Raw genomic sequence first — 23,767 nt, forward strand, 5'->3', positions numbered from 1 at the left:
ACCACAGCATGTCCCGGAACGGGGGAGAATCGGTAGCGATGTCACCTCGAGTCGCATGAGCGCGTTCACCTACCAGGCCGCGTCGATCCCCCTCCGCCTCGCGAGTGCCGGGATGGTCGTCGCCCTCCCCGTCCTCGCCGTCGAGCGCCTCGACGACGTCGCGCTCGGCGGTCTGCTGACCGGCGCGGCGCTGTTCCCGAGCGTCGTCGCGGCGCCGCTCGTCGGCACCGTGCTCGACCGGGTGCGGCACCCGCGCCGGCTGCTGGTGGCGTCGGCCGTCGCGACGGCGGCGGCCTTCGCGCTCGCCGCGTTCCTCGGCGACGTGCCGACGCTCCTGATCGCGCTGCTCCTCGTGCTCGCCGGACTCTCGACGCCGGTCTCGATGGGCGGCATGTCGAGCTTCGTGACCAGCGCGATCCCGGATGCGCGCCGCGCCTACGCCCAGGACTCGCTCTCGTACAACGTGGCGTCGATCGGCGGGCCGGCGCTCGCCGGGCTCGCGATCGCCGTCGCCGACGCGCGGGCCGCGATGCTCCTGATGGCGGGGCTCGCCCTCGTCGGCGTGCTCGGCTCGCTGGCCCTGCGGATGGACGCCCGCCCGGCTCCCACCGTCGGGGTGCGCCGCACGATCGCTGCGGGAGTGACCCACCTCGTCCGCCACCGCCCGATCGCGGTCGTCACCCTCTCGGGCACGCTGAGCCAGATCGGAGGCGGAGCGGCGGGGGTCGCGGCGATCGCGCTGTCGATCGAGCGGCTGGGCTCCACGGCCGGAGCGGCGTGGATCCTGACGGCCTTCGCGATCGGGGGACTGCTGGGCGCGGTCGCCGTCGCCGCCCGCCGCTGGACGCAGCGACCGCCGTCGTGGGTGATGGGCGCGGGCTTCGCCGCGACCGGCGCCTCGCTCCTGCTCGCCGCTCCGGACCTCGGCATCGTCGTCGTGATCGTCGCGTTCGCGGTGGCCGGGGTGTTCACCGCTCCCGCCAACGCGGCGATGCTGATGCTGCGCGATCAGGAGAGCCCGGCGGCCGTCCGCTCGCAGGTGTTCACGATCGGCGCGGGACTGCGGGCGGCGGCCGCCGCGGTGGGCGCGACGCTCGCGGGTGCGGCCTCGGGGCTCGACGCGGGCTGGCTCGTGATCGGGATCGCGGCGATCTGGATCGTCTCGGGAGCACTGCTCCGGGCCTTCCCGCGGCCCGGCACCGCCTCCTCGCCGCAGAACCTCGGCTGAGAAGGGGGTCTCTCCGCTGACAGCCGAGAGACCCCCTCGTCAGCCGAGGCCCTGCGCGCCGATCAGGCCGCGACGCCCGCGAGGCTGCCCGTGGTGAGGCCCTCGGGGTCGGTGATCAGGCAGTTGATCGTGCGGTCTCCGCCGCCCCAGCTCTCGGCGGTGGGGTAGTAGTAGCTGAAGTCGTACTTCGACTCCTGGTAGGTCAGGCCGACGAAGGCGTCGTACGCGGCGACGCACTCGTCCTCGGCCTGCTGCGTGGTCGCCTCCTCGCCGGGGTACTCGTCGGCCTCGGCCATCGTGATGTTCTGGAAGACCTCGTAGCTGTGCGGCTCGGTGCACGGCACGGTCGGCACGTCGGTGACCTCGGTGGCCTCCTCGGTGAGCTCGTCGTTCAGGCAGTCGCCGACGCGGAGCTGGAAGACGTCGGTGGTTCCGCCCTCGGTGATCTCGCCCGACTCCTCGTCGCGGGTCTCCCCTCCGGCGAGGCTGTTCAGGCTCGAGCAGCCGCCCAGGCCGAGCGCGAGGGCCGCTGCCGCGACCAGGACGAGGGAGGAACGACGGCGGTTCATGGAGGACTCCTGGTTCTGCGAGGACGGATCGCGTCCACGGGACAACGGACTCCCCCCAATTTAGGGCTCCGGCGACTCCGACTGCAGGGGGATGCGGGAGGGGACGCCCAGGCAGGAGGAGTCGAATGGGGGCATGGCTCAGAAGACGGTCGCGGACCAGCTCATCGCCCAGCTCATCGACGCCGGGGTCTCCCGGATCTACGGCATCGTCGGGGACTCCCTCAATCCGATCGTCGACGCGGTGCGCAGAAGCGGCGGCTCGGCGAAGGGTGGGATCGACTGGATCCACGTGCGCAACGAGGAGGCCGCGGCCTTCGCCGCCGGTGCCGAGGCCCAGCTGACCGGGAGGCTGGCCGTCTGCGCCGGCAGCTGCGGTCCGGGCAACCTGCACCTGATCAACGGCCTCTACGACGCGCACCGCTCGGGCGCCCCGGTGCTGGCGATCGCCAGCCACATCCCCGGCAATGAGATCGGCTCCTCGTACTTCCAGGAGACGCATCCGGACCGGTTGTTCGTCGAGTGCTCGAACTACCGCGAGCTGGTGTCGACCGCCGCGCAGGCGCCGCGCGTGGTGAACGCCGCGATGCGCAGCGCGGTGGCCCTGGGGGGCGTCGCCGTCGTCACCCTGCCCGGTGACGTGGCCGAGTTCGAGGCCGTGGGGGAGTTCCCCGCGTTCGTGCTGCCCGCGCCGGCGGTGCTCGTGCCGGACGACGGCGACGTGCGGGCGCTCGCCGCCGCGATCGACTCCGCGAAGACGGTCGCGATCTTCGCCGGTGCGGGCGTGCGGAACGCGCACGACGAGGTCGTCGCCTTCGCCGAGCTCGTCGGAGCGCCCGTCGGGCACAGCCTCCGCGGCAAGGAGTGGATCCAGTACGACAACCCGTACGACGTCGGCATGACCGGCCTCCTGGGCTACGGAGCCGCGCACGCGGGCATCCACGACGCCGACCTGCTGATCCTGCTGGGCACCGACTTCCCCTACGAGCAGTTCCTGCCCGACGCGTCCGAGGTCGTCATCGCGCAGGTCGACACCGACGCGTCCAAGCTCGGCCGCCGCGTGAGCGTCGCGCATCCGGTGCACGGGGACGTGGGCGCGACGCTGCGCGCCCTCACTCCGCTCGTGCAGCGCAAGAGCCACCGCTTCCTCGAGAAGACGCTGAAGAAGCACGAGAAGCTCGTCACCGGGGTCGTCGGGAAGTACACCGAGGTCGAGAAGCGCCGCCCGATCCACCCCGAGCTGGTCGCCTCGACGCTCGACGGACTGCTCTCCGAGGACGCGATCGTCACCGCCGACACCGGCATGGGCAACGTCTGGCAGGCGCGGTACATCACTCCCAACGGCCGCCGCCGCCTGATCGGCTCGTACCTGCACGGCTCGATGGCCAACGCTCTGCCGCAGGCGGTCGGCGCGCAGCTCTCGCACCCCGGGCGGCAGGTCGTCTCGCTCAGCGGCGACGGCGGGCTCTCGATGCTGATGGGCGAGCTCGTGACGGTGGCCGCGTACCGGCTGCCGGTCACGATCGTGGTCTTCAACAACTCCACGCTCGGGCTGGTGAAGGTCGAGATGCTGGTCGACGGCTTCCCGGACTTCGCGGTGGACGTGCCGATGGTGGACTACGCGAAGGTGGCCGAGGCGATCGGCATCCGCGGCATCCGGGTCGAGGATCCGAAGGACGTCGAGGGTGCGCTGCGCGAGGCGCTCGCCCAGGACGGGCCGGTCCTCGTCGACGTGGTGACGGATCCGCTCGCCCTGTCGCTGCCGCCGACGATCACGGGAGCGCAGGTGAAGGGCTTCGCGCTGGCGATGTCGAAGATCGTGATGAACGGCGGAACCGGCGAGGCGATCGCCCTCGCCCGCTCCAACGTGAAGCACGCGCTGCCGTGAGAGGACTCGCATCAGGGACCTGGTTCGTGCGCGGCTCGAGCCTGCCGCTGTGGCGGGGGAGGGAGGGGGTCGCGATCACCTACGCGCCGCTGCCGAGCGGCGAGGTCGCCGACGTCGTCAGCTGGCGGGGCCGGCGCGTGACGCGGTACGTCGTCGGCCTGGACGCCCCCGACCCGCTCGATCCCGACGGCTTCCGCTGGCGCGGGGTCGAGCCGCTGACGGTGCTCGCGCGCAGCCGCTGGTCGTTCGTCGCGGCCGACGAAAAGGCGGGCTGGGCGCTGACGCGGTTCGCGCGCACGCCGTTCACGCCGGCGGGAGTGGACGTGTACGTCCGCGACGCGCATCCCGCTCCGGGGGTGCTGGCGGCGGCGCTGCGGGCGTGCGCGGCGGATCCGCGGACGGCGTCGCTGCGGGCCCGGATGTTCGAGGTGGCGCCCTAGGCGTCCTCGCCCGCGAGCGACACCGAGTCGGCGTCCATCCGCTCGCCGCACTCGGCGCAGTGCAGCACCGGATCCAGGCGCGCGCCGCAGCGGTGCTGGTACGGCTGCCGCGCCGACGGCCCGCGGGCCCAGCGCTCGCCCCAGGCGGCGAGGGCGATCAGCACGGGCACGGCGTCGCGCCCCGCCTCGGTGAACCGGTACTCGAAGCGGGGCGGCCGCTCGGAGTAGGCGACGCGCTCGATCACGCCGTGCTCCTCCAGGGTGCGCAGCCGCGCGGTCAGCACGTCGCGCGGGGCGCCGGTGAAGGCCCGGATGCGGTCGAAGCGGTGCTCGCCGAACGCGATCTCGCGGAGCACCAGGAGGCTCCAACGCTCGCCGAGCACCTCGAGTCCGGCGGCGATGGGGCAGGCGCGGGGCGTGATTCCGACGGTGCTCACGGGGTCTCCGATCCGGCGTCGAGCGCCCGGGTCCTGTGAGTTGGGAATTCCAACCCACTCCTCCGATGTTGCCCGATGCAGAGGTCGCGAACGCCGCGACCCGCAGAATCGGGAGATCCCACCATGACATCACTCCACGGAGCCGTCGTCCTCGTCACCGGAGCGAACGGCGGACTCGGCTCCGAGTTCGTCGCGCAGGCCCTCGCGCGCGGCGCGGCCAAGGTCTACGCCGGCGCCCGTCGCCCGAAGGAGTGGGGCGACGAGCGCATCGTGCCGCTCGTGCTCGACGTGAACGACGCGGAGTCGGTGGCCGCGGCCGTCGAGGCGGCGTCCGACGTGACGGTGCTGGTCAACAACGCGGGCGTCTCCGGAGCGAGCTACAGCCTGCTCGAGCTCTCGACCCAGGAGCTGCGCGACGTGATGGAGACGAACTTCTTCGCCCCCGTGCTGCTCGCGAAGGCGTTCGCGCCGCGGCTGTCCGAGGCCTCGGGCGCGGCGATCATCGACGTCCACTCCGCCCTCAGCTGGTTCGCGGTGGCCGGCGGCTACAGCGCCTCGAAGGCGGCGCTGTGGTCGGCGACCAACTCGCTCCGCCTCGAGCTCGCTCCGCAGGGCGTGCACGTGCTGGGGCTGCACGTCGGCTACGTCGACACCCCGATGGCGGCGGGCGCCGAGGGGCCGAAGGCGAGCCCGGTCGACGTCGTCGGTCAGACCTACGACGGACTCGAGTCGGGCGCCTTCGAGGTGCTGGCCGACGAGACCAGCCGCCAGGTGAAGTCGGGCCTGACCGCTCCGCTCGAGGCGGTCTACACGCAGCTCACGGGCGCCTGACGCCTGCAGGACGTCAGCCGGGAGCGGTCCTCGCGCACGATGGTGGCTGAGGACCGCTCCCGGCTGAGGTCGGGGTCGGCTACTCGCCGAGGGTGATCGCCTGGGCCTCCACGAGCTCCGGCTCCTCGCCGTGCGCATCCGCCCGGGCAAGCGTCCGGCGGCCGAGCAGCACGATCAGAGCGGCCACGAGTACGGCGCCGGCGGCGGCGTACATCGGGAACGCGGGCGAGATCGCGGCGGCGAGGGCCGAGGCGGCGGGCGGGGCGATCGCTCCGCCCAGGAACCGCACGCCCGAGTAGGCGGAGGAGGCGACCGAGCGGGGCAGGTCGGTCGCCTCCATCACGCACTCGGTCAGCACGGTGTTGACGACGCCCAGCAGCAGTCCGCCGACGATGATGCAGACGATCAGGCCGACGCGCGACGAGATCGCGAGGCCGCCGGCGACGAGGTCGAGCGCCAGCAGCACCAGCACCGAGCGCAGCACCACGGTGCGCGGCAGGCGGGCGGTGAGCAGCGGAGCGGCGAAGACCGACGTGATCGCGACTCCCAGGCCCCAGCCGAAGAACGTGAAGCCCAGCCCCATCTCGTCCAGTCCCAGAGGGTAGGGCGTGTAGGCGAGCAGCACGAAGAAGCCGATGTTGTAGAAGAGCGCGGCGCCCGCCAGCGTGCGGATCGCGGGGACCCGCAGGGCCGTGAACGGCGCCGAGAGCGGAGTCGGGGTCGGCCGGGGTCCGTCCTCGCGCAGGAGCGTCGCGATCGCGATGAATCCGACCGCCATCAGCACGGCGGTGCCGAAGAACGGACCGCGCCACGAGACGCTGCCGAGCAGGCCGCCCAGCAGCGGGCCGATCGCGATGCCGACTCCCAGCGCGGCCTCGTAGAGCACGATCGCCGCGGAGCTGCCTCCGCTCGCCGCCCCGACGATGGTCGAGAGCGCGGTCGAGATGAAGAGCGCGTTGCCGAAGCCCCAGCCGGCACGGAAGCCGATGACGCCCTCGACGCTGCCGGCCGTGCCCGCCAGGGCGGCGAACACCACGATCAGCACGAGTCCGATCATCAGCGTCTTCTTGGCGCCGATGCGGCTCGAGAGCCAGCTGGTGAAGAACATCACGACACCGGTGATCACGAGGTAGCTGGTGAACAGCAGCGACGTCTCGGTCGGGGTCGCCTCGAGGCTCTCGGCGATGGCCGGGAGGATCGGATCGACCAGGCCGATGCCCATGAAGGCGATGACGGCCGCGAAGGCCACGGCCCAGACGGCGAGCGGCTGCCGGAGGATCGAGCCGCCGGCGGGGGAGTGGGCGGGAGTGGACACGGAGGGTCCTTTCGGGGAGGGGATCAGGAGATGCGCCGCACGCGCTCCTCGACGAGGGCGGCCGCGCGCTCGAGCACGCGCCGGTCGTCGTCGTCGAGGTCGTCGAACAGGGGCGCCAGGGCGGAGTCGAGGCGGAGGCGGTGCTCGCCGAGGGCGGTCAGGCCGGCGTCGGTGGCCTCGATGAGCCAGGCGCGGCCGTCGCTCTCGTCGTGCACCCGGCGGATCCAGCCGGCCTCGTCGAGCCGGGCGATCAGCCCGGTCATCGTGGGCTGGGTCACGCGCACCCGCTCGGCGAGCTCGCCGAGGCGGAGCGGGGAGGAGGTGCGCAGCTCGGCCAGCGTCGACCAGACGGCGCCGGACTGCGCGCCGAGCCCGGTGGCTCCGCTGGAGCGACCGGCGTACCGCGCGAGGGCGGTGGCGGCGGAGGCGAGGCGCACGGGGGCGGAGGGGGTGGGCACGGATATAAACATAGCACGCCTATGTAATTGCGCAGAGGGGAGTTCTGGTGATGGTGGGTCTCGATACGCCCCCGCGGGGCTATTCGACCAGCGGATGAGGACCGCCGCGCTCGCTCGTGCGGCTCCTGACCTCGATGCGGGCCGATCGGCCTGCACAACGAAGGCTGAGTGCGGTGATCCACGCGGTATTCGCGGAATCGGGTCGACCAGCCTTACTCCTGAGGTCCGCGGGGCCTCGAGAGGCCGCTGCGTCGCTGCTCGACCAGCAGTGTCGCCCCTGCTCATCGAGCCCCCCGCACCACGGGCAGCCTCCAGTTCCCCCCACCTCACCACCCTTTTCCACCGTCCCTGTGGCAAAATGATCCGCAATCCCTCGCGAATGCCCGGGATCACCGACGGAACGAGTAGTCATGTCCCGAATCGAGCGCGACGTCGTCGTGATCGGAGCAGGCGCCACCGGGCTCACCGCAGCTCTGCGGCTCCACGAGGCGGGGCGCACCGTCGTCGTCCTCGAGGCCCGCGACCGCGTCGGAGGCCGCCTCGAGACGCGCGAGGTCGACGGCCAGATGCTCGAGCTCGGCGGCCAGTGGGTCTCCCCCGATCAGACCGCGCTGCTCGAGACGCTCGACGAGCTGGGCCTGTCCACCTACTCCCGCTACCGCGAGGGCGAGAGCGTCTACATCGGCTCCGACGGCCGTGCCCGCCGCTTCACCGGCGACATCTTCCCGGGCGGCGAGCGCACCGAGGCCGAGATCGGCCGCCTGATCGAGCTGCTCGACCGCCTCGTGGCCGAGACCGACCCGGCCGCGCCGTGGGCGCATCCGCTCGCCACCGACTACGACCGCATCAGTTTCAGCGCGTGGCTCGAGCAGCAGACCGACGATGCGGAGGCGCGCGCCAACGTCGCCCTGTTCGTCGCCGACGCCATGCTCACCAAGCCCGCCCACTCGTTCTCGCTGCTGCAGGCGCTGCTGATGGCCGCCAGCGCGGGGTCCTTCAGCCACCTCGTCGACGCCGACTTCATCCTCGACAAGCGCGTGCTCGGCGGTCTCCAGCGGGTGCCGGAGCTGCTCGCCGAGCGGCTCGGACGCGAGCTCGTGCTGCTCGAGCAGGCCGTGCGCTCCGTGCACTGGAGTGAGGACGGCGTCGAGGTCCGCACCGACGACGCCGTGGTCGCGGCCCGGCACGCGATCGTCGCCGTCCCGCCGAACCTCGTCGGCCGCATCCGCTTCGACCCGGCCCTGCCGCACCTGCGCCAGCAGGCCCTCCAGCACCAGTCGCTCGGACTCGTCATCAAGGTGCACGCCACCTATGCGACCCCGTTCTGGCGTGCCGACGGGCTCTCGGGCACCGCGTTCAGCCCGCACGCGCTCGTGCACGAGGCCTACGACAACTCCAACGCGGGGGAGGAGCGCGGCACCCTCGTCGGCTTCGTCTCGGACGAGAAGGCCGACCGCGTGCTCCGCCTGCCCGAGGCCGAGCGCAAGGCCGCGATCCTCGACTCCCTCGCCGCCTACTACGGGCCTGCGGCGCTGGATCCGGTCGTCTACTACGAGAGCGACTGGGCCGCGCAGGAGTGGACGCAGGGCGCCTACGCCGCCAGCTTCGACCTCGGCGGCCTGACCCGCTACGGCGCGCTGCAGCTCGAGCCCGTGGGGCCCCTCCGCTTCGGCACGAGCGACCTGGCCGCCGAGGGCTACCAGCACGTCGACGGCGCGATCCGCGTCGGCCGCCGCCTGGCGCAGGAGGTCCTCGACGAGCACGCACTCACCACCGTTCCCCACCGCGAAGGAGCACTCCCCGCATGAGCACCCACTACGCCGTCATCGACCCGGCCTCCGGGAAGACCCTGAGCGAGTACCCGTCGATCACCGACGCCGAGCTGACGGGGGCGATCGGAGCCGCGCACGACGCGTACTCCACGTGGTCGCGCACCGTCCCGGTCGCGACCCGCGCCGCCCTGATCGCCCGAATCGCCGACCTGCACGTCGAGCGCGCCGATGCGCTCGCCGAGATCATCGTGCGCGAGATGGGGAAGCCGCTCGACCAGGCGCAGGGCGAGGTCGGCTTCGCGGCCGACATCTACCGCTACTACGCCGAGAACGGCGAGGCGTTCCTCGCCGACGAGCCGATCGAGCTGTCCGACGGCACCGGCTCGGCGTTCGTGCGCCGAGCGGGCCTGGGCGTGCTGCTGGGCATCATGCCGTGGAACTTCCCCTACTACCAGGTGGCCCGGTTCGCCGGTCCGAACATCGTCGCGGGCAACACGATCCTGCTCAAGCACGCGCCGCAGTGCCCGGAGTCGGCCGCCGCCATCGCGGACATCTTCGCCACCGCCGCGAGGGAGCTCGGAGCGCCCGTCGGCGTCTACGTGAACCTGTACGCGAGCAACGACCAGGCCGCCGACGTCATCGCCGACCCGCGGGTGCAGGGCGTGTCGGTCACCGGCTCCGAGCGTGCAGGAGCCGCCGTCGCCGAGATCGCGGGCCGCAACCTCAAGAAGGTCGTGCTCGAGCTCGGCGGGTCCGACCCGTTCGTGCTGCTGTCGACCGACGACCTCGACAAGGCGGTCGAGGACGCGGTCGCCGCCCGCCTGGACAACAACGGCCAGTCCTGCAACGCCGCCAAGCGCTTCATCGTGATCGACGACCTCTACGAGGAGTTCGCGGCGAAGTTCACCGAGGCCTTCACCAAGGCCCAGCCGGCCGATCCGTTCGCGGAGGGGACCCTGCTCGGTCCGCTCTCCTCCTCCGCCGCCACCCAGCGCCTCGAGCAGCAGCTCGCGACCGCCCGCGAGCAGGGCGCCACCGTGCGCGCGAGCGGCGAGGTGACCGGCAACTTCTTCCCGCCCGCGGTCCTCGAGGACGTCACTCCCGAGATGAACGCCTACCGCGAGGAGTTCTTCGGACCGGTCGCCGCGCTCTACCGCGTGCGCGACGAGGACGAGGCGATCGCGCTCGCGAACGACACCCCGTACGGCCTCGGCTCCTACCTCTACACGACCGACGAGGAGCAGGCCCTGCGTCTCGCCGACCGGATCGACGCCGGCATGGTCTGGATCAACCTGGTCCTCGGCGACGCCGCCGAGCTGCCCTTCGGCGGCGTCAAGCGCTCGGGCACCGGCCGCGAGATGGGCCGCAGCGCCCTCGAGGAGTTCGTCAACAAGAAGCTCATCCGCATCGCGTAGCCCCGCAGCGGGCGCATCGACATCGGGACTCGGACGGTCGCAACTCCTGTCGAGCGCGGCCGAGCCACCTCGATGGCGCGGGATCGACGGCCAACTGATATCGCCGGTGATACTATCGGAATGCCGTCAGTGTCCAAGATACTCCAGCGCATGCGCAGCAGTCCGTAGGGCGTCCGCTTCGAGGATCTGGCGAAAGTGTGCGAGCACTATTTCGGTGAACCGCGCCAGAGCCGTTCGTCGCATCGCGTGTACCGCACGCCGTGGCCCGGCGACCCCCGGGTCAACATCCAGGACGATCACGGTCGAGCGAAGCCGTATCAGGTGAAGCAGGTGCTGGCGGCGATCGAGAGAAGCGGAGAGGAGAAGCGGTGAGCGATGCGGAGCACTACACGTACCGGGTCCGTTGGTCGGCGGAGGACGGGCAGTTCCTCGGAACCGCGGCCGAGTTCCCCTCCCTCTCCTGGGCGGCGGACACGTCGTCCGCTGCGTTCTCGGGGATCCACGATCTCGTCGCGGACGTTCTGATCGACATGGCCGAGACGGGGGAGGAGCCGCCCTCCGCGCTGGGAGACCGGACCTTCTCCGGTCGCTTCCTCGTGCGGATCCCGCCTGAACTCCATCGGCAGCTCGTGATCGAGGCGGCCGAGCAGCAGGTCTCGTTGAACAGCCTGGCGGCGACGCGGCTCGTCGGCGCCTGACGCCCGGCCTCCCAGGCAACCCCGAGCGGGCGCTCGGCGCGCTCACTAGGGCCTGGTGAACACGAGATCGCGGTTGCGAGCACGGCCTGATCGTGCGAGCTGCAAGGAGGGGAGCGAAGGCCACTGCGGGCAGTGGTCGAGATTCCCGACGCCGCAGATCGTGCGATCAGGACGAGCGGAGCACGCGAGATCGTGTTCACCAGGTCCTAGGGTCGAGGGGCGGCACACGCCGCCGCCCACCCGGAAGGTCCGCCCGTCATGCGCGTGTTCGGCTGCCCCCACTGCGAGGCCCGTGTCGAGTTCGAGGACGCCGCGTGCCTGCGCTGCGGCACCGCTCTCGCCTACGCGCTCGAGACCGACGAGCTCGTCGAGGCCGCGGGCCGGCTGCTCTGCCGCTACCGCGACACGATCGGCTGCACCTGGCTGCAGGAGGAGCTGACCGGCGGCGCCTGCGCCTCCTGCGCCCTCACCGGCGAGCGGCCGGTCGTCTACGACGCCGCCGTGCTCAGCCAGCTGACGGTCGCCGAGTTCGCGAAGCGCCGCCTGATCCGTCAGCTCTGCCACCTCGACCTGCCCGTGCACCGCCGCGAGAACGGCGTCGGGCTCTCCTTCTGGCTCCTGTCGTCGGCGCAGCTCGGCTCCGTGACCACCGGGCACGCCGACGGAGTCGTCACCGTCGACCTCTCGGAGGGGAACGACGCGCACCGCGAGGCGCTCAAGGCGCGCCTGGGGGAGCCGTACCGCACGGTCCTCGGCCACTTCCGCCACGAGATCGGGCACTACTACTGGCAGCAGCTCGTCGAGGGCACCGATCTGCTGCCGGCGTTCCGCGCGCTGTTCGGCGACGAGCGCGCCGACTACGCGGACGCCCTCGACGCGCACTACGGCGGGGCGTCGGGAGCGGACTGGGCGAGCGACCACATCTCGCAGTACGCGACGACGCACCCGTGGGAGGACTTCGCCGAGACCTTCGCCCACTACCTGCACATCGCCGACGCGCTCGAGACCACCGAGGCGGTCGGCATGAGCATCGACGGCCCCCGCGGCCGACTCCCGGAGTCGCTCGCGCACAGCGTGCACTCGAGGGGCGCCGACCGGGTCGCCGGCCTCGAGATGCCCGAGATCCTGCACCGCTGGCACGGCTTCTCGCTCGCGCTCAACAGCGTGAACCGCTCGATGGGGAAGGACGACCTCTACCCGTTCGTCATCACTCCGGTGATCGCCGAGAAGCTCGCCTGGGTGCACGAGCTGGTGCGCCGGGCCGAGTAGCCCGGTCGCGGACGGCGGCGCCGGGGCCACCGCCGCCCGCCCGCGCTCACTTCTTCGTCAGCGACGACTCCTTGTGCGCGGCCTTCGCGTCGGTCTTGTCGCTCTGGACGATCCAGTAGGGCTCGTCGTCCGAGGCGTTGAACTTCTGCCCCTCGAACTGGAACTCCTTCGTCTTCTTCTCGACCAGCTCGCCGTGGGTCTCGCCCTGCGAGGTGTTCCAGCTGATCTTGTCGCCCTTCTTCACGAAGCGGCTCCCTTCTCCTCGTCGCGCCGGGGCGCGGATTGGCCACCGCGCGGCAGCACGATGGTGGTGGTGACGTCGACGATCGCGGGCTCGGCCGGCGCCGACGAGAAGCCGAAGCGCACGGGCGGAGTGAGCGGCCGCAGGGCCCCCAGATCGCTCCCGTCGAGCGACGCGGTGACTCCCAGCACGCGCCGGATCGTCCGCACGCCGTAGTACTCCCTCCGGCCGCCGCCCGCGGAGCCGGCGGTGCGGACACCGCGGACCAGCAGGGACGCGACGGGGGAGATCGCGGTCAGCCAGACGGGGCTCTCGGCGAGGGGCCCGGGCACGATCCGCAGCAGCCGGCCCAGCGGAGTGACTCCGCCCAGCTGCAGCGCGACCTCCAGGTCACCAGCAGTGACCGCCAGACCGCCGGCGATCCGTCGGGTCGAGACCGGCGCGACCACGATCTCGTCGAAGGAGTACGTCGCCGAGATCAGGTCCGCGACGTCGCGGGTCGGAGCGATGAGCATCCGGTGCCCGTCGGCCCGCTCGATCATGGCGTCCGAGAACGCGCCGAGCGGCGTGCGCTCCCACAGCCCCAGGACGAGGCGGGTGCCCGACGCCGTGCCGAGCCCCGCGATGCGCCCCCGGAAGCGGAGGCGTCGCGAGGCCCGGCCGGCGGTGCTCATCAGGCCGAGCGGAGCAGCGTGAACGACGCGTCGCGGACGATCAGCGTCGTGACCTCGCCCGCCACGACCTGGTCGGGGTCGCTCGAGCAGGCGAGCTCCCACTCGGCGCCGGGCGCCTCCGGGACCGTGAACTCGACTCCGTTCTCGGCCGCGTTCAGCAGCAGGGCGAAGGAGGCGCTGCCCTCGTGGGTGAAGACGAACGTGATCGAGCGGGCGTCCGGGTTGTCCCAGTCCTCGTCGGCGAAGCCCTCGGCGTCCGAGCGGAGGATGTCGACCGTGTCGGGGCCGCCGTCGCCCGGGGCGCGGCGGAACCACTTGGGCTTCAGCGCCGGCTCGGCGGCGCGCAGCGCGATCAGCTCGCGGGTGAAGGCGAGCAGCTCGCGGTCGGCGTTCTCCCAGTCGAACCACGAGATCTCGTCGTCCTGGCAGTAGGCGTTGTTGTTGCCGCCCTGGGTGCGGGCGATCTCGTCGCCGCCCAGGATCATCGGCACGCCGGCCGAGAGCAGCAGGGTCGCCAGGAAGTTGCGGCGCATGCGGTCGCGACGCTCGTTGACCGCCTCGTTCTCGGTCGGGCCCTCGGCGCCGTTGTTGGAGGAGCGGTTGTCGCTCTCGCCGTCGTTGTTGTCCTCGCCGTTGGCCGCGTTGTGCTTGCGCGAGTAGGAGGTGAGGTCGGCGAGGGTGAAGCCGTCGTGGGCGGTGACGAAGTTGACGCTCGAGAGCGGCGAGCGCTTGTCGGCCTCGTACACGTCCGGCGAGCCGAGGATCCGCTGCGCGGTCGTGCCGAGCACGGAGTCGGCGCCGTGCCAGAAGTCGCGCACGTCGTCGCGGAACTTCCCGTTCCACTCCGACCAGTCGGCGGGGAAGCCGCCGACCTGGTAGCCCGCGGTGTCCCACGGCTCGGCGATCATCTTGACGGGAGCGAGCACCGGGTCCTGCGCGATGAGGTCGAGGAACGCGCTGTGCACCTCGGCCTCGCCGGTCTGACGCGTCAGCGTCGTGGCGAGGTCGAAGCGGAAGCCGTCGATGTGCATCTCGGTCACCCAGTAGCGCAGCGAGTCCATGATGAGCCCGAGCGCGGCCGGGTGGCTCACGTTGAGGCTGTTGCCGGTGCCCGTGGTGTCGAAGTAGTTGGCGCGGTCCTCCTCCACCAGGCGGTAGTAGGAGCCGTTGTCGATGCCCTTGAACGAGAGCGTCGGGCCCTTGTCGTTGCCCTCGGCGGTGTGGTTGTAGACCACGTCGAGGATCACCTCGAGGCCGGCCTCGTGGAACGCCTTGACCATGGCCTTGAACTCGTCGACCTGCGCGCCGTCGTCGCCGGCGTGCGAGTACTCGTTGTGCGGGGCGAAGAAGCCGATGGAGTTGTAGCCCCAGTAGTTGCGCAGGCCCTTCTCCTCGAGGTGCGAGTCCTGCACGAACTGGTGCACGGGGAGCAGCTCGACCGAGGTGACGCCCAGGTCGGTGAAGTGCTTGATCGCGGCGGGGTGCGCGAGGCCGCGGTAGGTGCCGCGGACGTCCTCGGGCACGTCGGGGTGCAGCTGCGTGAAGCCCTTCACGTGCACCTCGTACACGACCGTGTCCTCGAGCGGGATGCGCGGGGCGGTGTCGCCCGACCAGTCGAAGGAGGAGGGGTCGGTCACGACGCACTTGGGCACCGAGGCGGCCGAGTCGGAGTCGTTGCGGCGGTCGGCGTCCTCGTAGTACTGGCCGAAGACGTCCTCGCTCCACGCGTAGGAGCCCTCGATCGCGGTCGCGTGCGGGTCGAGCAGCAGCTTGTGCGCGTTGTGGCGCAGGCCGTTCGCGGGGTCCCACGGGCCGTCGACGCGGAAGCCGTAACGGGTGCCGACGCCCATGCCGGGGACGATGCCGTGGAAGACGTGTCCGGTGCGGTCGGTGAGGGTGACGCGGGTCTCGGCTCCGGACTCGTCGAAGAGGCAGACCTCGACGCTGTCCGCGGTCTCGGAGTAGAGGGCGACGTTGGCGCCGTCGTCGCCGCGGAGGGAGACGCCGAGCGGGTACGGGAAAGAGCGGGTGGTTGCGGGCATGCGACCATCCTGACGGGGCCCGCCCGAGACCTCGGGGTGCTTGTCGAGCGCCCGCGCTCCCGGTACTGTTCTGCGCCCTTCCGGAGGATCCGCGCCCGTCAGACCAGCGGAGCCGACCCGTCGGCCGTGAAGACGATCTTCCCGATCGTGCGGTCGGTGCCCGCCGCGCGCTGGGTCAGCACGTCGACGATCTCCCCGAGCGGATGCACGGCGCCGGGTTCCGCACGCAGCTCGCCGGAGGCGGCGAGCGAGAGCGCCCGACCGATCCGCTCGGCGGTGGCCACGACGATCAGGTTCCGCACGCTCGGGCGGTCGCGGCGGAGCGCTCCGACGGCCTGGGCGCCGAGCGCAGGGCCGTTCGGCACGAGGGTGACGACGCGCCCGCCCGGAGCGAGCAGGATCGCGGCGTCGTGGACGGCGAGGTGGCCCGACACGTCGACGACGACGTCGAAGCGGCCCGAGAGCACGCCGAGATCGAGCGCCCGGTAGTCGTGCGGTTCGGCACCCAGCCCGTGCAGCACGTCGGCGGAGGCGGCGGAGCCCGTCGCCGCGACCTCGCAGCCCGCGCGGACGAGCAGCTGCACGGTCAGCTGGCCGATCGCTCCGGAGCCGCCGCCCACCAGCACCTTCTGCCCGGCGCGCACGCGCAAAGCGTCGACGAGCCCGACGGCCGTTCCTCCGGACATGGCGAGGGTGACGCCCTGCACGAGGTCGAGGGAGGCGGGCAGGGGCACCAGGGAGCTGCCGCGCACCAGGGACGCGTCGGCGAAGGCGTCGCCGTGGCGGGTCATCCCGACGACGCGGTCGCCGATCGAGACGCTGCCCGGGCCGGGACCGACGGCCTCGACGGTCCCGGCGATGTCGAGCCCGAAGCCCAGCGGCCGCGGCCGTCCGACAGCCATCACGCGGGCCGAGCCCGAGAGGATCTTCTCGTCGGTGGCGTTGATGCTCGCCGCGCGGGTGCGCACGAGCACCTCGCCGCGCCGCGGCATCGGCACCGGGGCGTCCCGCCACGAGAGCACGTCCGGTCCGCCGAACCGTTCGTATCCGAGTCGTCGCATCGTGCTCCCGTCGTCCGTGCGGCGCCCGCCGCGTCGTTCGAGCCTAGGTCGTGTCGAATCCCGTGTCCGACATGCCCCGGGCGCCGGGGAGGGAGCGGTTCCCGGTGATCCGCAAGGCCTCCGGCCGCCGGGGGCCCCGGTGCTACCGTGGCGCCCATGAGCGCAGACACGAGCCCCGAGTTCTCCGGCTGGACCGGCGAGGGACAGAGCGGCGCCGACCCCTCGGGTCCGGTGACCGACGCGGATCGGCCCGACGACGTCCGCCCGGCGGACGCCGAGGTCGAGGAGAGCACGAGCGCCGACGAGAGCCGCGACCCGGACCACGGCTACGACTCGATGGCCGAGAGCGGCACCGAGAACGTCGCCGAGGACGAGGTGTCCGACTCCGAGGACGAGGAGGGGCTGCTGCCCCCCGGCAGCACCGCGGAGGGCAGCGGGACGTCGCTCGGCGCCGTGCCCGCCGAGGCCGCCCGCGAGGCCGAGCCCCTGGGCGAGCACGACGGCGAGGGCACTCCCGGCCAGCTCGCCGACGAGCGCTGGCGCACCAACGGAGTGAATCCGCTGGGCTGACGGCACGCGGAGGGGGTTGACCTCTCACCCCCACAGGAGCGACACCCAGCTTCTCCCCCGGTTGCTCGGAGGTCGCGTCCCGGCTGGCCCCGTAGCGTGCCGGGAGCGCAGGGACCTCCTGCGCGGACGGGGAGTCCCATGTCGTTGTTCCTGAACCGCACCCGCGAGGTCCGCTGGACCCCGGACGAGCGGCGGGCGCTGGCGGAGGCCGTCGCCGAGGACCGCGCGGAGGTGTGGCGCGGGATCGGCGAGCTCGACCGCACGGTCGTCGTCTCGACCGAGGACCCGGGCACGCGCGGCGGCGCCCGCTGGCCGACCGACCACCGCGCGTTCCTCCGGGTCGAGCGGGGTTCCTCCGTGGTGCTCGCCACCGACGGGCTGAGCGACCCCTTCGACCGGCTGAGCCGCCCCGGCACCGGGCTGGGTCTGGAGCTCTGCCTCGAGAGCTCGGCGCTGCGCGGTGTGCCGGCCTCCGATCTGTGGAACCACTGGCAGTTCCGCCTGCTCTACGAGGCCGCCCGCCGCGCGGCACTGCAGGGCGTCTGCTGCCGGACCGGCGTCGACGTCGCCCGGCTCGACGGCGCCGCCGCCCCGCTGGCCTGGGCCGACGCCGACGGCGCGGTCGGAGTGCTGCTGGGGCTGCGCAGCCCGCGGCTGCCCGATCGCATGGAGCTCGCCACGGGCGACGTCGAACTGGTCACCCTGACGCCGCTGTGGCCGGAGGAGTACGCCTCGGCGAGCGCGGACGACGCGGCCTGCGCCGAGGTCGCCGCACGCCTGGCGGGTCTGCCGCACGACGAGCTGGTGCACACGGCGCGACCGCGCGTGGTGTGAGCCGCGCGGTCCGAGCCGCGTGGCCTGAGCCGCGGTCGTCCGAACCGCGTCGCCCGAACGGAGGAGGGCCCTCAGCCCTCCTGCGGCTCCGGCACGACGAGCATCTCGCCCGTGTTGTTCGCGCTCGAGACGAACTGCTCGATCCAGGCGCGGTTCAGTGCGGGCCGCTTGCTGCCGAAGAAGCGGAAGTGCAGGGGAGTGGCCGGGTGGATCCAGACCGAGCTGCGCCCGTAGCCGCTCGACTCCGGCTCGGCCCACGAGAGGCTGAACGATTCGTTGCGGCGCATCTTGGTGAACATCGCCACCTTGAGGTGCGCGAGCATCCGGTCCTCGAAGTCGATCTCGAGCGATTGCGGTCCGTAGATCAGTCGTCCCATGGTCCCCACCTTGCCTTCGTGCGGCGCCCGGTGCAGTCACGGGGGCCGGGGCTCGGCCACGGGAGCCCCGGAAAGAGCCTACCCACCGTTCAGGGGACGCGTGACCGCGGAGGGTCCGGACACGCGGGGGACGCGGAAACGCCCCGCCGACCGGATCCGAGGATCACGGCCGACGGGGCGCTGCGAGTTCTGAGGAACCGGCGAACCGGACTCCGGAGAAGTCAGGAGTCGGTGATTACTCGCCGACGCCGCGGATGTTCGCGGCCTGCGGGCCCTTGCGGCCCTGCTCGACGTCGTACTCGACGTGCTGGTTCTCGACGAGCTCGCGGTAGCCCTGCTTCGCGATGGCGGAGAAGTGCGCGAACACGTCGGCGCCTCCGTCGTCGGGAGCGATGAAGCCGAAGCCCTTTTCGGAGTTGAACCACTTAACGGTGCCAGTAGGCATTTCTTTTCCTTATGTGTTAATGACGCCTGCCGGAGCGGGCGTCGTCAGATTCCGCACGAGCGTGCGGTACCCGGACGGTTCCTCCTCCGCGCGGATGAAACACGCGTCGATCGGGAACAGCTCGGGTCGTCTTGGGGGCGGAGGGGACCTCCGCGGGGGAGAACGTCCCGCGTTCCGACGGAGTCGGAGGGGCGGGGGTCGAACGAGGAACGTCGCGGCTTCCGCGGCGTCCTGTGAAGGGCGGTACCCGCCGGCGAGGCGGGCGTTCGAACCGCTGGATCGAGGTCGATGCCGTCGATCGGTGCTTCCCGGACCAGATCGATCTGGAGGGGGAGCGCGGTCTCTATCAGGGGCTGAGTCTCTTCGTCGTCTCCAGCGAGTGCGTGCTGGTGGTGGCGACTTCTCAGCCGTGGAATTCGGGCGATCGCCCAGGAGATGTCCTCAGCCTACGGGATCGGAGGCGCCGGGCGCGACCGCCGCGGCCGAAACGTGACGGGAGGAGTCGTTCCACGACGCGGAACCCGACAACTGAGGCCGATACGGAGCGCCTCCTGTATGCGACGATGCAGTCCACGGGGCCGTCTGCGGCCTCGAGTCCCATCCACCGCCCCCGTCCCGCGCGGCCCCTGCGCGATCGGGTGCCTGCAGAGCGGCGAGGCCCGACGGCGATGCTCCCCTCGACGGATCCGGGCGCCTCCGCGCCCCCGGAGCGCGCCGCCCTGCGCCGCGAGCAGTCCGAGGTGGGCCTGCGCTGCGCACGCCGGGCCCAGGGCGTCTTCACCGGCGCCTCCGCCGTGCACCTGCTCGTGCTCGAGCCGGCCCAGGCCCTTCGCGCCGTGCCGATCCTCCTCGTTCTGGTCCTCGCCGCCGGAGTGGTCCTCCTGCCCCGTCGGGCGCGCTCCACGAGCAGCGCCCGCCTCGTGGCCCTCTCCTGCGCCCTGAGCCTCACCGCCCTCGTGATGTTCGTGCTCTCCGACCTCGACCTCCGCGCGCCGACCGTGCTCGGCTGCATCACGATGCTGGCGTCCATGGCCCTGCCGACTCCGATGCTCGCGCTCGGCGCCTCCCGCCGGCTCCCCGTGTTCGCCCTCGCCGGGCTCGTGCCGGTGCTCGCGCTCAGCACGGCCGCGACCCTGGAGTCGGGCCGCGCCTTCTTCGTCGCCCTCGCCGTCGTCGTGAGCTGGACCGGCTGCTGGGCCATTGCGCGCTGGATCGCCGCGAGCGTCGAGCGCGCCGACATCGGCACCCGGCGACTCCGCACCGCCCACGACGCGGAGCGGCGATCGAGCGAGGACGAGGCCCGCCGCCGCTACGACGCGCGGCTGATGCACGACACGATCCTGGCGACCCTCACCCTCGTCGCGCACCGGGGCGAGGGCGTCCCGGCGCAGACGCTGCGCGAGCGGGCCGCGGCCGACCTCGACCTCCTGCAGCGCCTCGAGCGCTCGGAGGAGCCGCCGCAGGATCCTCCGGGCGACCTGCCCTGCGCGCTGCTGCCCGAGCGGTTCGCCGCGGTCGACCGCCGGTTCCGCGCCCTCGGCCTCGAGATCTCGTGGCACGCGGGCGACGGCGGCGTCCCCGCGCACGCCCTCGAGCCGCTCGCGCGGGCGACGGGCGAGTGCCTCGAGAACGTGCGGAGGCACTCCGGGGTCCGCGCGGTCGACGTCACGATCGAGCAGGACGAGCGCGAGGTCCGCGTCGCCGTCTCGGACGCCGGAGCCGGCTTCGACCCGCGCGCGGTCCCGGCGGGCCGGCTGGGCCTCGCGGAGTCGGTGCACGGGCGCCTCGAGGCGGCCGGCGGGTCCGCCCGCGTGTTCTCCGCCCCGGGCGCCGGCACCACGGTCCTGATGAGGATTCCGCGATGAGCGGGCCGGAGCGCCCCGGCGGCACGCTCCTCGCCCTCGTCCGCGCGGCCGAGACGGGGCCGGGATCGCTGCGCGCGGTGCGCACGCAGATCCAGCGCACCCACCAGCTGACCGCGAGCTACCTGGGCCTGGGCTTCCTCACGGTCGCCGGCCTCGTGATGGTGCGCGGCGTCTTCTCCTACTCCTGGTCGTGGAACTCCGGTTCGGCGGGCGTGCTGACCGGAGCGGCGTGGCTCGCCGTGATCGCCGCGTTCGTCGCAGGGGCGGTCAGCGCCCTGCTCCGCCGCGGCGAGCTGGGGCTGCGCACCTTCACGGCGGTGATGATCGTCGACGCGGCCGCGTTCGCGCTCGAGATCGCCGACTCGGCGCGGCCGGGCTCCTCCGGGGTCTACTACCCGTCGATCTGCGTGGGAGTCGGGGCGACGCTGCTCGGGCTGATGGCGTTCCACCCGCTGTCGCGGACCTACGGAGCGCTCGGGCTGCTGCTCGGGCTGAGCGTCGCGACCCTCGCCGTGCAGAGCGTCACGGCTCCCGGAGGCACCGGGATCGGCACGACGATCACGCTGCTGGCGGTCGCCCCGACGGTGTTCTGCGCGATGATCCTGTCGACCGTCGACGAGCACGTGCACCGCAAGCTCGACCGCACCCTCACCGACAGCATGATCGACGCGCCGGGCACCGGGCCGGGTAGCCTCGCGGCGTCCGAGCTGGCGAGCATCGACGGCCGGGTGGAGGAGCTCCTCGCCCGGATCAGCGGGGGCGCGCCCGGAGGCCTCGACGAGCGGACGGGGGAGCAGGGCCGGCTGCTGGGCGACGAGCTGCGCAGCGCCCTCGCCCGCAGCCACGACCGCACGTGGCTCCGCATCGCCCTGGACGAGTCCGCGCACCTCTCGGGCGCGGTCGTGCTGGACGATCCTGACCGGCTCGCCGCGTCGCTCCTGCCGCCGGACCGGGCGCGGATGCTGTCCGTTCTGTGGCTCCTGACCGAGCCGAGCGCGACCTCGCGCCCGGGCGTCGAGGCGGTGTTCCGCACGGTGCGGAGCGCGGGGGACCCGCCGCGACCGACGATCCTCTCGATCGGAGTGACCGCGTTCGGCACCCGTCCGCGCGAGCTGGACTCCGCCGTCTGGGGCATCCTCGGCGAGCTGGGCGCCTACCGCGTGCACCAGGACGCCGCCGGCACCGCCGTCCGCCTCGAGCACTCGCTCGAGCAGCACCCGCGCGACAGGAGCAGGACCCCGTGAGCACTCCCGCGAGCCGCACCGAGGACGCCCCGCCGATCACCCTCGCGATCCTCGACGACCACCCGATCCTGCTCCGTGCGCTGTCGGAGTGGATCCGCCGGTCCCAGGCGCGGATCGACGTGGTCGCGACCGCGGCCAGCTGGACGGCTCTGCTGGGTCACCCCGCGTTCCCGAGCGACGTCGTGCTCCTCGACATCGACCTCGGCGACGATCTCGACCTCGCGATGAAGATCCGCACGCTGCGCGCGGCCGGAGCGGCGGTGGTCATCATCAGCACGCACGCCGGGGCCGAGACCATCGGCCGGGCGCTGCAGGCGGGCGCGCGCGGCTACGTCGTCAAGAGCGAGCCGACGGAGGTGATCATCGAGGCGATCCGGACGGCCGCGGCCGGCGGCGTGTTCGCCACCGATCGCACTCGCGCCCTGCTCGAGGGCGAGGCGATCGGCACGCTGACCCCGCGCGAGCGCCAGGTCATCGGCCTGTTCGTCGAGGGAGTGTCGCTCAAGCAGGTGGCGACGCAGCTGCGCATCACCCAGGACTCGGCGCGCAGCTGCCTCCGCAGCGCCCGTGCGAAGTACCGCGAGGCGGGCGTGGACGCGGGCACCCGGATCGCGCTGCGGCGTCAGGCGCTGCGGGACGGCATCATCGGCCGTCCCTGACGCGCGCTCAAACCGTCTCGCGCCGCTTCTGCCGTGCCGGCTCGGCCGGGCGGTCGTGGCCGTTCCAGACCGAGATCACGCCCCAGACGACCGCGGCGATCGGCACCGCCAGAACGGCGCCCACGATGCCCGCGAGCACGGTTCCGATGGTCAGGGCGACGAGCACGATCAGCGGGTGGAGCTTGAGCGAGCGGGCCATCAGCACCGGCTGGAGGAAGTTGCCCTCGAGCTGGTTGACGGCGATGACGACGAGGATCACGATCAGCGCCGGGATCGGCCCGTTGGCCACGAGCGCGACCAGGGCGGCGAGGATGCCGGCGGCCGTCGCTCCGACGATCGGGATGAACGCGGTGAGGAACACGATCACCGCGAGCGGGATCGCCAGCGGGACGCCGATGATCGCCAGCGCGATCCCGATGCCGACGGCGTCGACGGCCGCGACGGTCGCCGTGCCGCGCACGTAGTCGCCGAGCACGTCGACCACCTTGGTGCCGACGCGCTTGGCGCGGTCGTAGCTCTCGCCGACGAACGGTCGCAGGAGGAACTCCCAGATCTTCGGGCCGTCCTTCATGACGAAGAAGAGCACGACGATCATCAGCACGAGGCCGGTGACGAAGTTGGCGGCGGCCGCGGCCCCTGCGAGAGCACCGGAGCCGAAGCTGCTCGAGGTGAGGAAGTCGACGACCGTCGTGCGGGCGTCCTCGATCTGCTGCTCGTCGATCTGGAACGGCAGGTGCTGCACGTAGTCCTGGAGCGACGCGATGCCGTCGGAGGCGCGGTTCACGAGGTCGTCCCACTGGTTGCGGACGGCGACCGTGATGAGCCAGCCCACCGCGCCGAGGACCGCGAGCAGGCCCAGGAGAGAGAGCCACGTGGCGAGGATCGACGGCACTCCCTTGCGCCGCAGCCACTTCAGCAGCGGGTGGATGGCCGACGCCAGGATGATCGCGATCATCACGGGGATCAGCACCAGGGTGAGCTGCGTCATCGCGAAGACCAGGATCGACGCGAGCGCGAGGATCACGATCACCTGGAGGCAGCGCAGGGCGAACCGGCCCAGCCCGTCGGACCACACCGTCCGGCGCGGCGCGGGAGCCGGCTCCGGTGCGGACGAGGGTGAGGGGGAGGGTGCGGGGTGCGCGGTGGCGGGGCGCGCGGAGGCGCGCCGGTCGAAGATACCCATGGGGGAAAGGTACGGGAAGGGGGCTCGGGTCCGCGGTGGCTTGACGGCGGGCCCGCGGCACCGCGTCGGTTCCCCGGGCCCGCGGACCGAGTGCGCTCAGAACTGCTGATTCCGTCGTGGATCGCGCCAGGAGGGCGGGAAAGTTACCAGAAACGCGACGAATCGGGGGCAGGACCGCGCCTTTCCCTTGCCGACGCGACGGATCGCGCACTATGGTCGCCATGTCCATGCAGGTGCATGGGGTGCGGCACCCGA

Annotated in this window: 25 protein-coding genes; 14 read left to right on the top strand and 11 right to left on the bottom strand. The window is 72.3% G+C overall.

The genetic code is table 11. The features are described 5' to 3' along the window. The first annotated feature begins 55 nt into the window (after positions 1-55). Entirely contained in the window at positions 56-1,228 is a 1,173-nt protein-coding gene (locus ASF46_RS02370; protein ID WP_056866264.1) for an MFS transporter, read from the top strand. 62 nt (positions 1,229-1,290) lie between these two features. Here ASF46_RS02370 and ASF46_RS02375 read toward each other — a convergent pair whose 3' ends face one another. Beyond that, on the bottom strand, positions 1,291-1,797 hold the full coding sequence (locus ASF46_RS02375) for a septum formation family protein (protein WP_082485166.1): 507 nt from the start codon (positions 1,795-1,797) through the stop codon (positions 1,291-1,293). A 133-nt stretch (positions 1,798-1,930) separates the two neighbouring features. Between ASF46_RS02375 and ASF46_RS02380 the strand changes: the two genes are divergently transcribed. Both ASF46_RS02380 and ASF46_RS02385 read left to right on the top strand, forming a co-directional pair. Further along, positions 1,931-3,682, top strand: a complete 1,752-nt coding sequence (locus ASF46_RS02380; RefSeq protein WP_056866265.1) for a pyruvate dehydrogenase — start codon at positions 1,931-1,933, stop codon at positions 3,680-3,682. Next, on the top strand, positions 3,679-4,122 hold the full coding sequence (locus ASF46_RS02385) for a hypothetical protein (RefSeq protein WP_157602161.1): 444 nt from the start codon (positions 3,679-3,681) through the stop codon (positions 4,120-4,122). The genes ASF46_RS02380 and ASF46_RS02385 overlap by 4 nt, the downstream gene beginning before the upstream one ends. On the opposite strand, the gene ASF46_RS02390 is transcribed toward ASF46_RS02385, so the two are convergent. Continuing rightward, the gene (locus tag ASF46_RS02390; protein ID WP_056866267.1) at positions 4,119-4,559 is read right to left on the bottom strand and encodes a winged helix-turn-helix transcriptional regulator; all 441 of its coding nucleotides are present in this window, start codon (positions 4,557-4,559) and stop codon (positions 4,119-4,121) included. The two genes, ASF46_RS02385 and ASF46_RS02390, sit on opposite strands and share 4 nt — an antisense overlap. Before the next feature lie 123 nt (positions 4,560-4,682). On the opposite strand from ASF46_RS02390, the gene ASF46_RS02395 reads away from it, so the two are divergent. Continuing rightward, positions 4,683-5,390, top strand: coding sequence for an SDR family oxidoreductase (locus ASF46_RS02395; protein ID WP_056866268.1), 708 nt, complete (start codon positions 4,683-4,685; stop codon positions 5,388-5,390). Positions 5,391-5,469: 79 nt separating this feature from the next. Here ASF46_RS02395 and ASF46_RS02400 read toward each other — a convergent pair whose 3' ends face one another. After that, positions 5,470-6,705 carry an MFS transporter gene (locus ASF46_RS02400; RefSeq protein WP_056866269.1) on the bottom strand — a complete coding sequence of 412 codons (1,236 nt, stop codon included), beginning with the start codon at positions 6,703-6,705 and terminating at the stop codon, positions 5,470-5,472. A 23-nt stretch (positions 6,706-6,728) separates the two neighbouring features. Further along, on the bottom strand, positions 6,729-7,163 hold the full coding sequence (locus ASF46_RS19325) for a MarR family winged helix-turn-helix transcriptional regulator (protein WP_056866270.1): 435 nt from the start codon (positions 7,161-7,163) through the stop codon (positions 6,729-6,731). A gap of 410 nt (positions 7,164-7,573) precedes the next feature. Between ASF46_RS19325 and ASF46_RS02410 the strand changes: the two genes are divergently transcribed. From ASF46_RS02410 to ASF46_RS02430, 5 genes are all read left to right on the top strand, one after another. Next, positions 7,574-8,971 carry a flavin monoamine oxidase family protein gene (locus ASF46_RS02410; protein WP_056866271.1) on the top strand — a complete coding sequence of 466 codons (1,398 nt, stop codon included), beginning with the start codon at positions 7,574-7,576 and terminating at the stop codon, positions 8,969-8,971. Then, complete coding sequence (locus ASF46_RS02415; protein ID WP_056866272.1) at positions 8,968-10,350, top strand: NAD-dependent succinate-semialdehyde dehydrogenase; 1,383 nt, start codon at positions 8,968-8,970, stop codon at positions 10,348-10,350. Before ASF46_RS02410 ends, ASF46_RS02415 begins: the two co-directional genes overlap by 4 nt. Positions 10,351-10,545: 195 nt before the next feature. After that, positions 10,546-10,722, top strand: a complete 177-nt coding sequence (locus ASF46_RS02420; protein ID WP_235576831.1) for a toxin HicA — start codon at positions 10,546-10,548, stop codon at positions 10,720-10,722. Further along, positions 10,719-11,048 carry a type II toxin-antitoxin system HicB family antitoxin gene (locus ASF46_RS02425; RefSeq protein WP_056866273.1) on the top strand — a complete coding sequence of 110 codons (330 nt, stop codon included), beginning with the start codon at positions 10,719-10,721 and terminating at the stop codon, positions 11,046-11,048. The genes ASF46_RS02420 and ASF46_RS02425 overlap by 4 nt, the downstream gene beginning before the upstream one ends. Before the next feature lie 258 nt (positions 11,049-11,306). After that, complete coding sequence (locus ASF46_RS02430; protein ID WP_056866274.1) at positions 11,307-12,317, top strand: zinc-binding metallopeptidase family protein; 1,011 nt, start codon at positions 11,307-11,309, stop codon at positions 12,315-12,317. Between the two features lie 46 nt (positions 12,318-12,363). Here ASF46_RS02430 and ASF46_RS02435 read toward each other — a convergent pair whose 3' ends face one another. From ASF46_RS02435 to ASF46_RS02450, 4 genes are all read right to left on the bottom strand, one after another. Beyond that, positions 12,364-12,561 carry a DUF2945 domain-containing protein gene (locus tag ASF46_RS02435; protein WP_056866275.1) on the bottom strand — a complete coding sequence of 66 codons (198 nt, stop codon included), beginning with the start codon at positions 12,559-12,561 and terminating at the stop codon, positions 12,364-12,366. Next, positions 12,558-13,232, bottom strand: coding sequence for a hypothetical protein (locus tag ASF46_RS02440; protein ID WP_056866276.1), 675 nt, complete (start codon positions 13,230-13,232; stop codon positions 12,558-12,560). Before ASF46_RS02440 ends, ASF46_RS02435 begins: the two co-directional genes overlap by 4 nt. After that, entirely contained in the window at positions 13,232-15,274 is a 2,043-nt protein-coding gene (glgX, locus tag ASF46_RS02445; protein ID WP_056866277.1) for a glycogen debranching protein GlgX, read from the bottom strand. The genes ASF46_RS02440 and glgX overlap by 1 nt, the downstream gene beginning before the upstream one ends. A gap of 98 nt (positions 15,275-15,372) precedes the next feature. Further along, positions 15,373-16,335, bottom strand: coding sequence for a quinone oxidoreductase family protein (locus tag ASF46_RS02450; protein WP_056866278.1), 963 nt, complete (start codon positions 16,333-16,335; stop codon positions 15,373-15,375). A gap of 156 nt (positions 16,336-16,491) precedes the next feature. Here ASF46_RS02450 and ASF46_RS02455 point away from each other — a divergent pair, with 156 nt between their 5' ends. Together ASF46_RS02455 and ASF46_RS02460 are read left to right on the top strand one after the other, a co-directional pair. Continuing rightward, a complete protein-coding gene (locus ASF46_RS02455) occupies positions 16,492-16,905 on the top strand; it encodes a hypothetical protein (RefSeq protein WP_056866279.1) in 414 nt (137 codons plus the stop codon). 138 nt (positions 16,906-17,043) lie between these two features. After that, positions 17,044-17,739, top strand: coding sequence for a hypothetical protein (locus tag ASF46_RS02460; RefSeq protein WP_056866280.1), 696 nt, complete (start codon positions 17,044-17,046; stop codon positions 17,737-17,739). 71 nt (positions 17,740-17,810) lie between these two features. Here ASF46_RS02460 and ASF46_RS02465 read toward each other — a convergent pair whose 3' ends face one another. Together ASF46_RS02465 and ASF46_RS02470 are read right to left on the bottom strand one after the other, a co-directional pair. Then, the gene (locus ASF46_RS02465) at positions 17,811-18,116 is read right to left on the bottom strand and encodes a hypothetical protein (RefSeq protein WP_055788845.1); all 306 of its coding nucleotides are present in this window, start codon (positions 18,114-18,116) and stop codon (positions 17,811-17,813) included. A gap of 235 nt (positions 18,117-18,351) precedes the next feature. Beyond that, positions 18,352-18,561 carry a cold-shock protein gene (locus ASF46_RS02470; RefSeq protein ID WP_055786246.1) on the bottom strand — a complete coding sequence of 70 codons (210 nt, stop codon included), beginning with the start codon at positions 18,559-18,561 and terminating at the stop codon, positions 18,352-18,354. Positions 18,562-19,229: 668 nt separating this feature from the next. Here ASF46_RS02470 and ASF46_RS02475 point away from each other — a divergent pair. Genes ASF46_RS02475 through ASF46_RS02485 form a run of 3 tightly spaced genes read left to right on the top strand, consistent with a single transcriptional unit; the run spans position 19,230 to position 22,329 of the window. Continuing rightward, positions 19,230-20,426: a sensor histidine kinase gene (locus ASF46_RS02475; protein ID WP_056866281.1), complete on the top strand. Its 1,197-nt coding sequence runs from the start codon at positions 19,230-19,232 to the stop codon at positions 20,424-20,426. Then, positions 20,423-21,670 (top strand): hypothetical protein, encoded by a 1,248-nt coding sequence (locus tag ASF46_RS19330; protein WP_056866282.1) that lies wholly within the window; start codon positions 20,423-20,425, stop codon positions 21,668-21,670. The genes ASF46_RS02475 and ASF46_RS19330 overlap by 4 nt, the downstream gene beginning before the upstream one ends. Further along, positions 21,667-22,329, top strand: a complete 663-nt coding sequence (locus ASF46_RS02485) for a response regulator transcription factor (RefSeq protein WP_056866283.1) — start codon at positions 21,667-21,669, stop codon at positions 22,327-22,329. Before ASF46_RS19330 ends, ASF46_RS02485 begins: the two co-directional genes overlap by 4 nt. A 7-nt stretch (positions 22,330-22,336) precedes the next feature. On the opposite strand, the gene ASF46_RS02490 is transcribed toward ASF46_RS02485, so the two are convergent. Beyond that, positions 22,337-23,512, bottom strand: a complete 1,176-nt coding sequence (locus tag ASF46_RS02490; RefSeq protein WP_056866284.1) for an AI-2E family transporter — start codon at positions 23,510-23,512, stop codon at positions 22,337-22,339. Positions 23,513-23,767: the final 255 nt, after the last annotated feature.

It is taken from the genome of Rathayibacter sp. Leaf296, from assembly GCF_001423045.1.
Classification (GTDB): Bacteria; Actinomycetota; Actinomycetes; order Actinomycetales; family Microbacteriaceae; genus Rathayibacter; species Rathayibacter caricis.

Bases quoted from the DNA above. Each gene is read 5' to 3' on its own strand.
- ASF46_RS02370 (WP_056866264.1), top strand. From the start codon at position 56: ATGAGCGCGTTCACCTACCAGGCCGCGTCGATCCCCCTCCGCCTCGCG.
- ASF46_RS02375 (WP_082485166.1), bottom strand. From the start codon at position 1,797: ATGAACCGCCGTCGTTCCTCCCTCGTCCTGGTCGCGGCAGCGGCCCTC.
- ASF46_RS02380 (WP_056866265.1), top strand. From the start codon at position 1,931: ATGGCTCAGAAGACGGTCGCGGACCAGCTCATCGCCCAGCTCATCGAC.
- ASF46_RS02395 (WP_056866268.1), top strand. From the start codon at position 4,683: ATGACATCACTCCACGGAGCCGTCGTCCTCGTCACCGGAGCGAACGGC.
- ASF46_RS02410 (WP_056866271.1), top strand. From the start codon at position 7,574: ATGTCCCGAATCGAGCGCGACGTCGTCGTGATCGGAGCAGGCGCCACC.
- ASF46_RS02415 (WP_056866272.1), top strand. From the start codon at position 8,968: ATGAGCACCCACTACGCCGTCATCGACCCGGCCTCCGGGAAGACCCTG.
- ASF46_RS02430 (WP_056866274.1), top strand. From the start codon at position 11,307: ATGCGCGTGTTCGGCTGCCCCCACTGCGAGGCCCGTGTCGAGTTCGAG.
- ASF46_RS02440 (WP_056866276.1), bottom strand. From the start codon at position 13,232: ATGAGCACCGCCGGCCGGGCCTCGCGACGCCTCCGCTTCCGGGGGCGC.
- glgX (WP_056866277.1), bottom strand. From the start codon at position 15,274: ATGCCCGCAACCACCCGCTCTTTCCCGTACCCGCTCGGCGTCTCCCTC.
- ASF46_RS02450 (WP_056866278.1), bottom strand. From the start codon at position 16,335: ATGCGACGACTCGGATACGAACGGTTCGGCGGACCGGACGTGCTCTCG.
- ASF46_RS02455 (WP_056866279.1), top strand. From the start codon at position 16,492: ATGAGCGCAGACACGAGCCCCGAGTTCTCCGGCTGGACCGGCGAGGGA.
- ASF46_RS02460 (WP_056866280.1), top strand. From the start codon at position 17,044: ATGTCGTTGTTCCTGAACCGCACCCGCGAGGTCCGCTGGACCCCGGAC.
- ASF46_RS02465 (WP_055788845.1), bottom strand. From the start codon at position 18,116: ATGGGACGACTGATCTACGGACCGCAATCGCTCGAGATCGACTTCGAG.
- ASF46_RS02470 (WP_055786246.1), bottom strand. From the start codon at position 18,561: ATGCCTACTGGCACCGTTAAGTGGTTCAACTCCGAAAAGGGCTTCGGC.
- ASF46_RS02475 (WP_056866281.1), top strand. From the start codon at position 19,230: ATGCTCCCCTCGACGGATCCGGGCGCCTCCGCGCCCCCGGAGCGCGCC.
- ASF46_RS19330 (WP_056866282.1), top strand. From the start codon at position 20,423: ATGAGCGGGCCGGAGCGCCCCGGCGGCACGCTCCTCGCCCTCGTCCGC.
- ASF46_RS02490 (WP_056866284.1), bottom strand. From the start codon at position 23,512: ATGGGTATCTTCGACCGGCGCGCCTCCGCGCGCCCCGCCACCGCGCAC.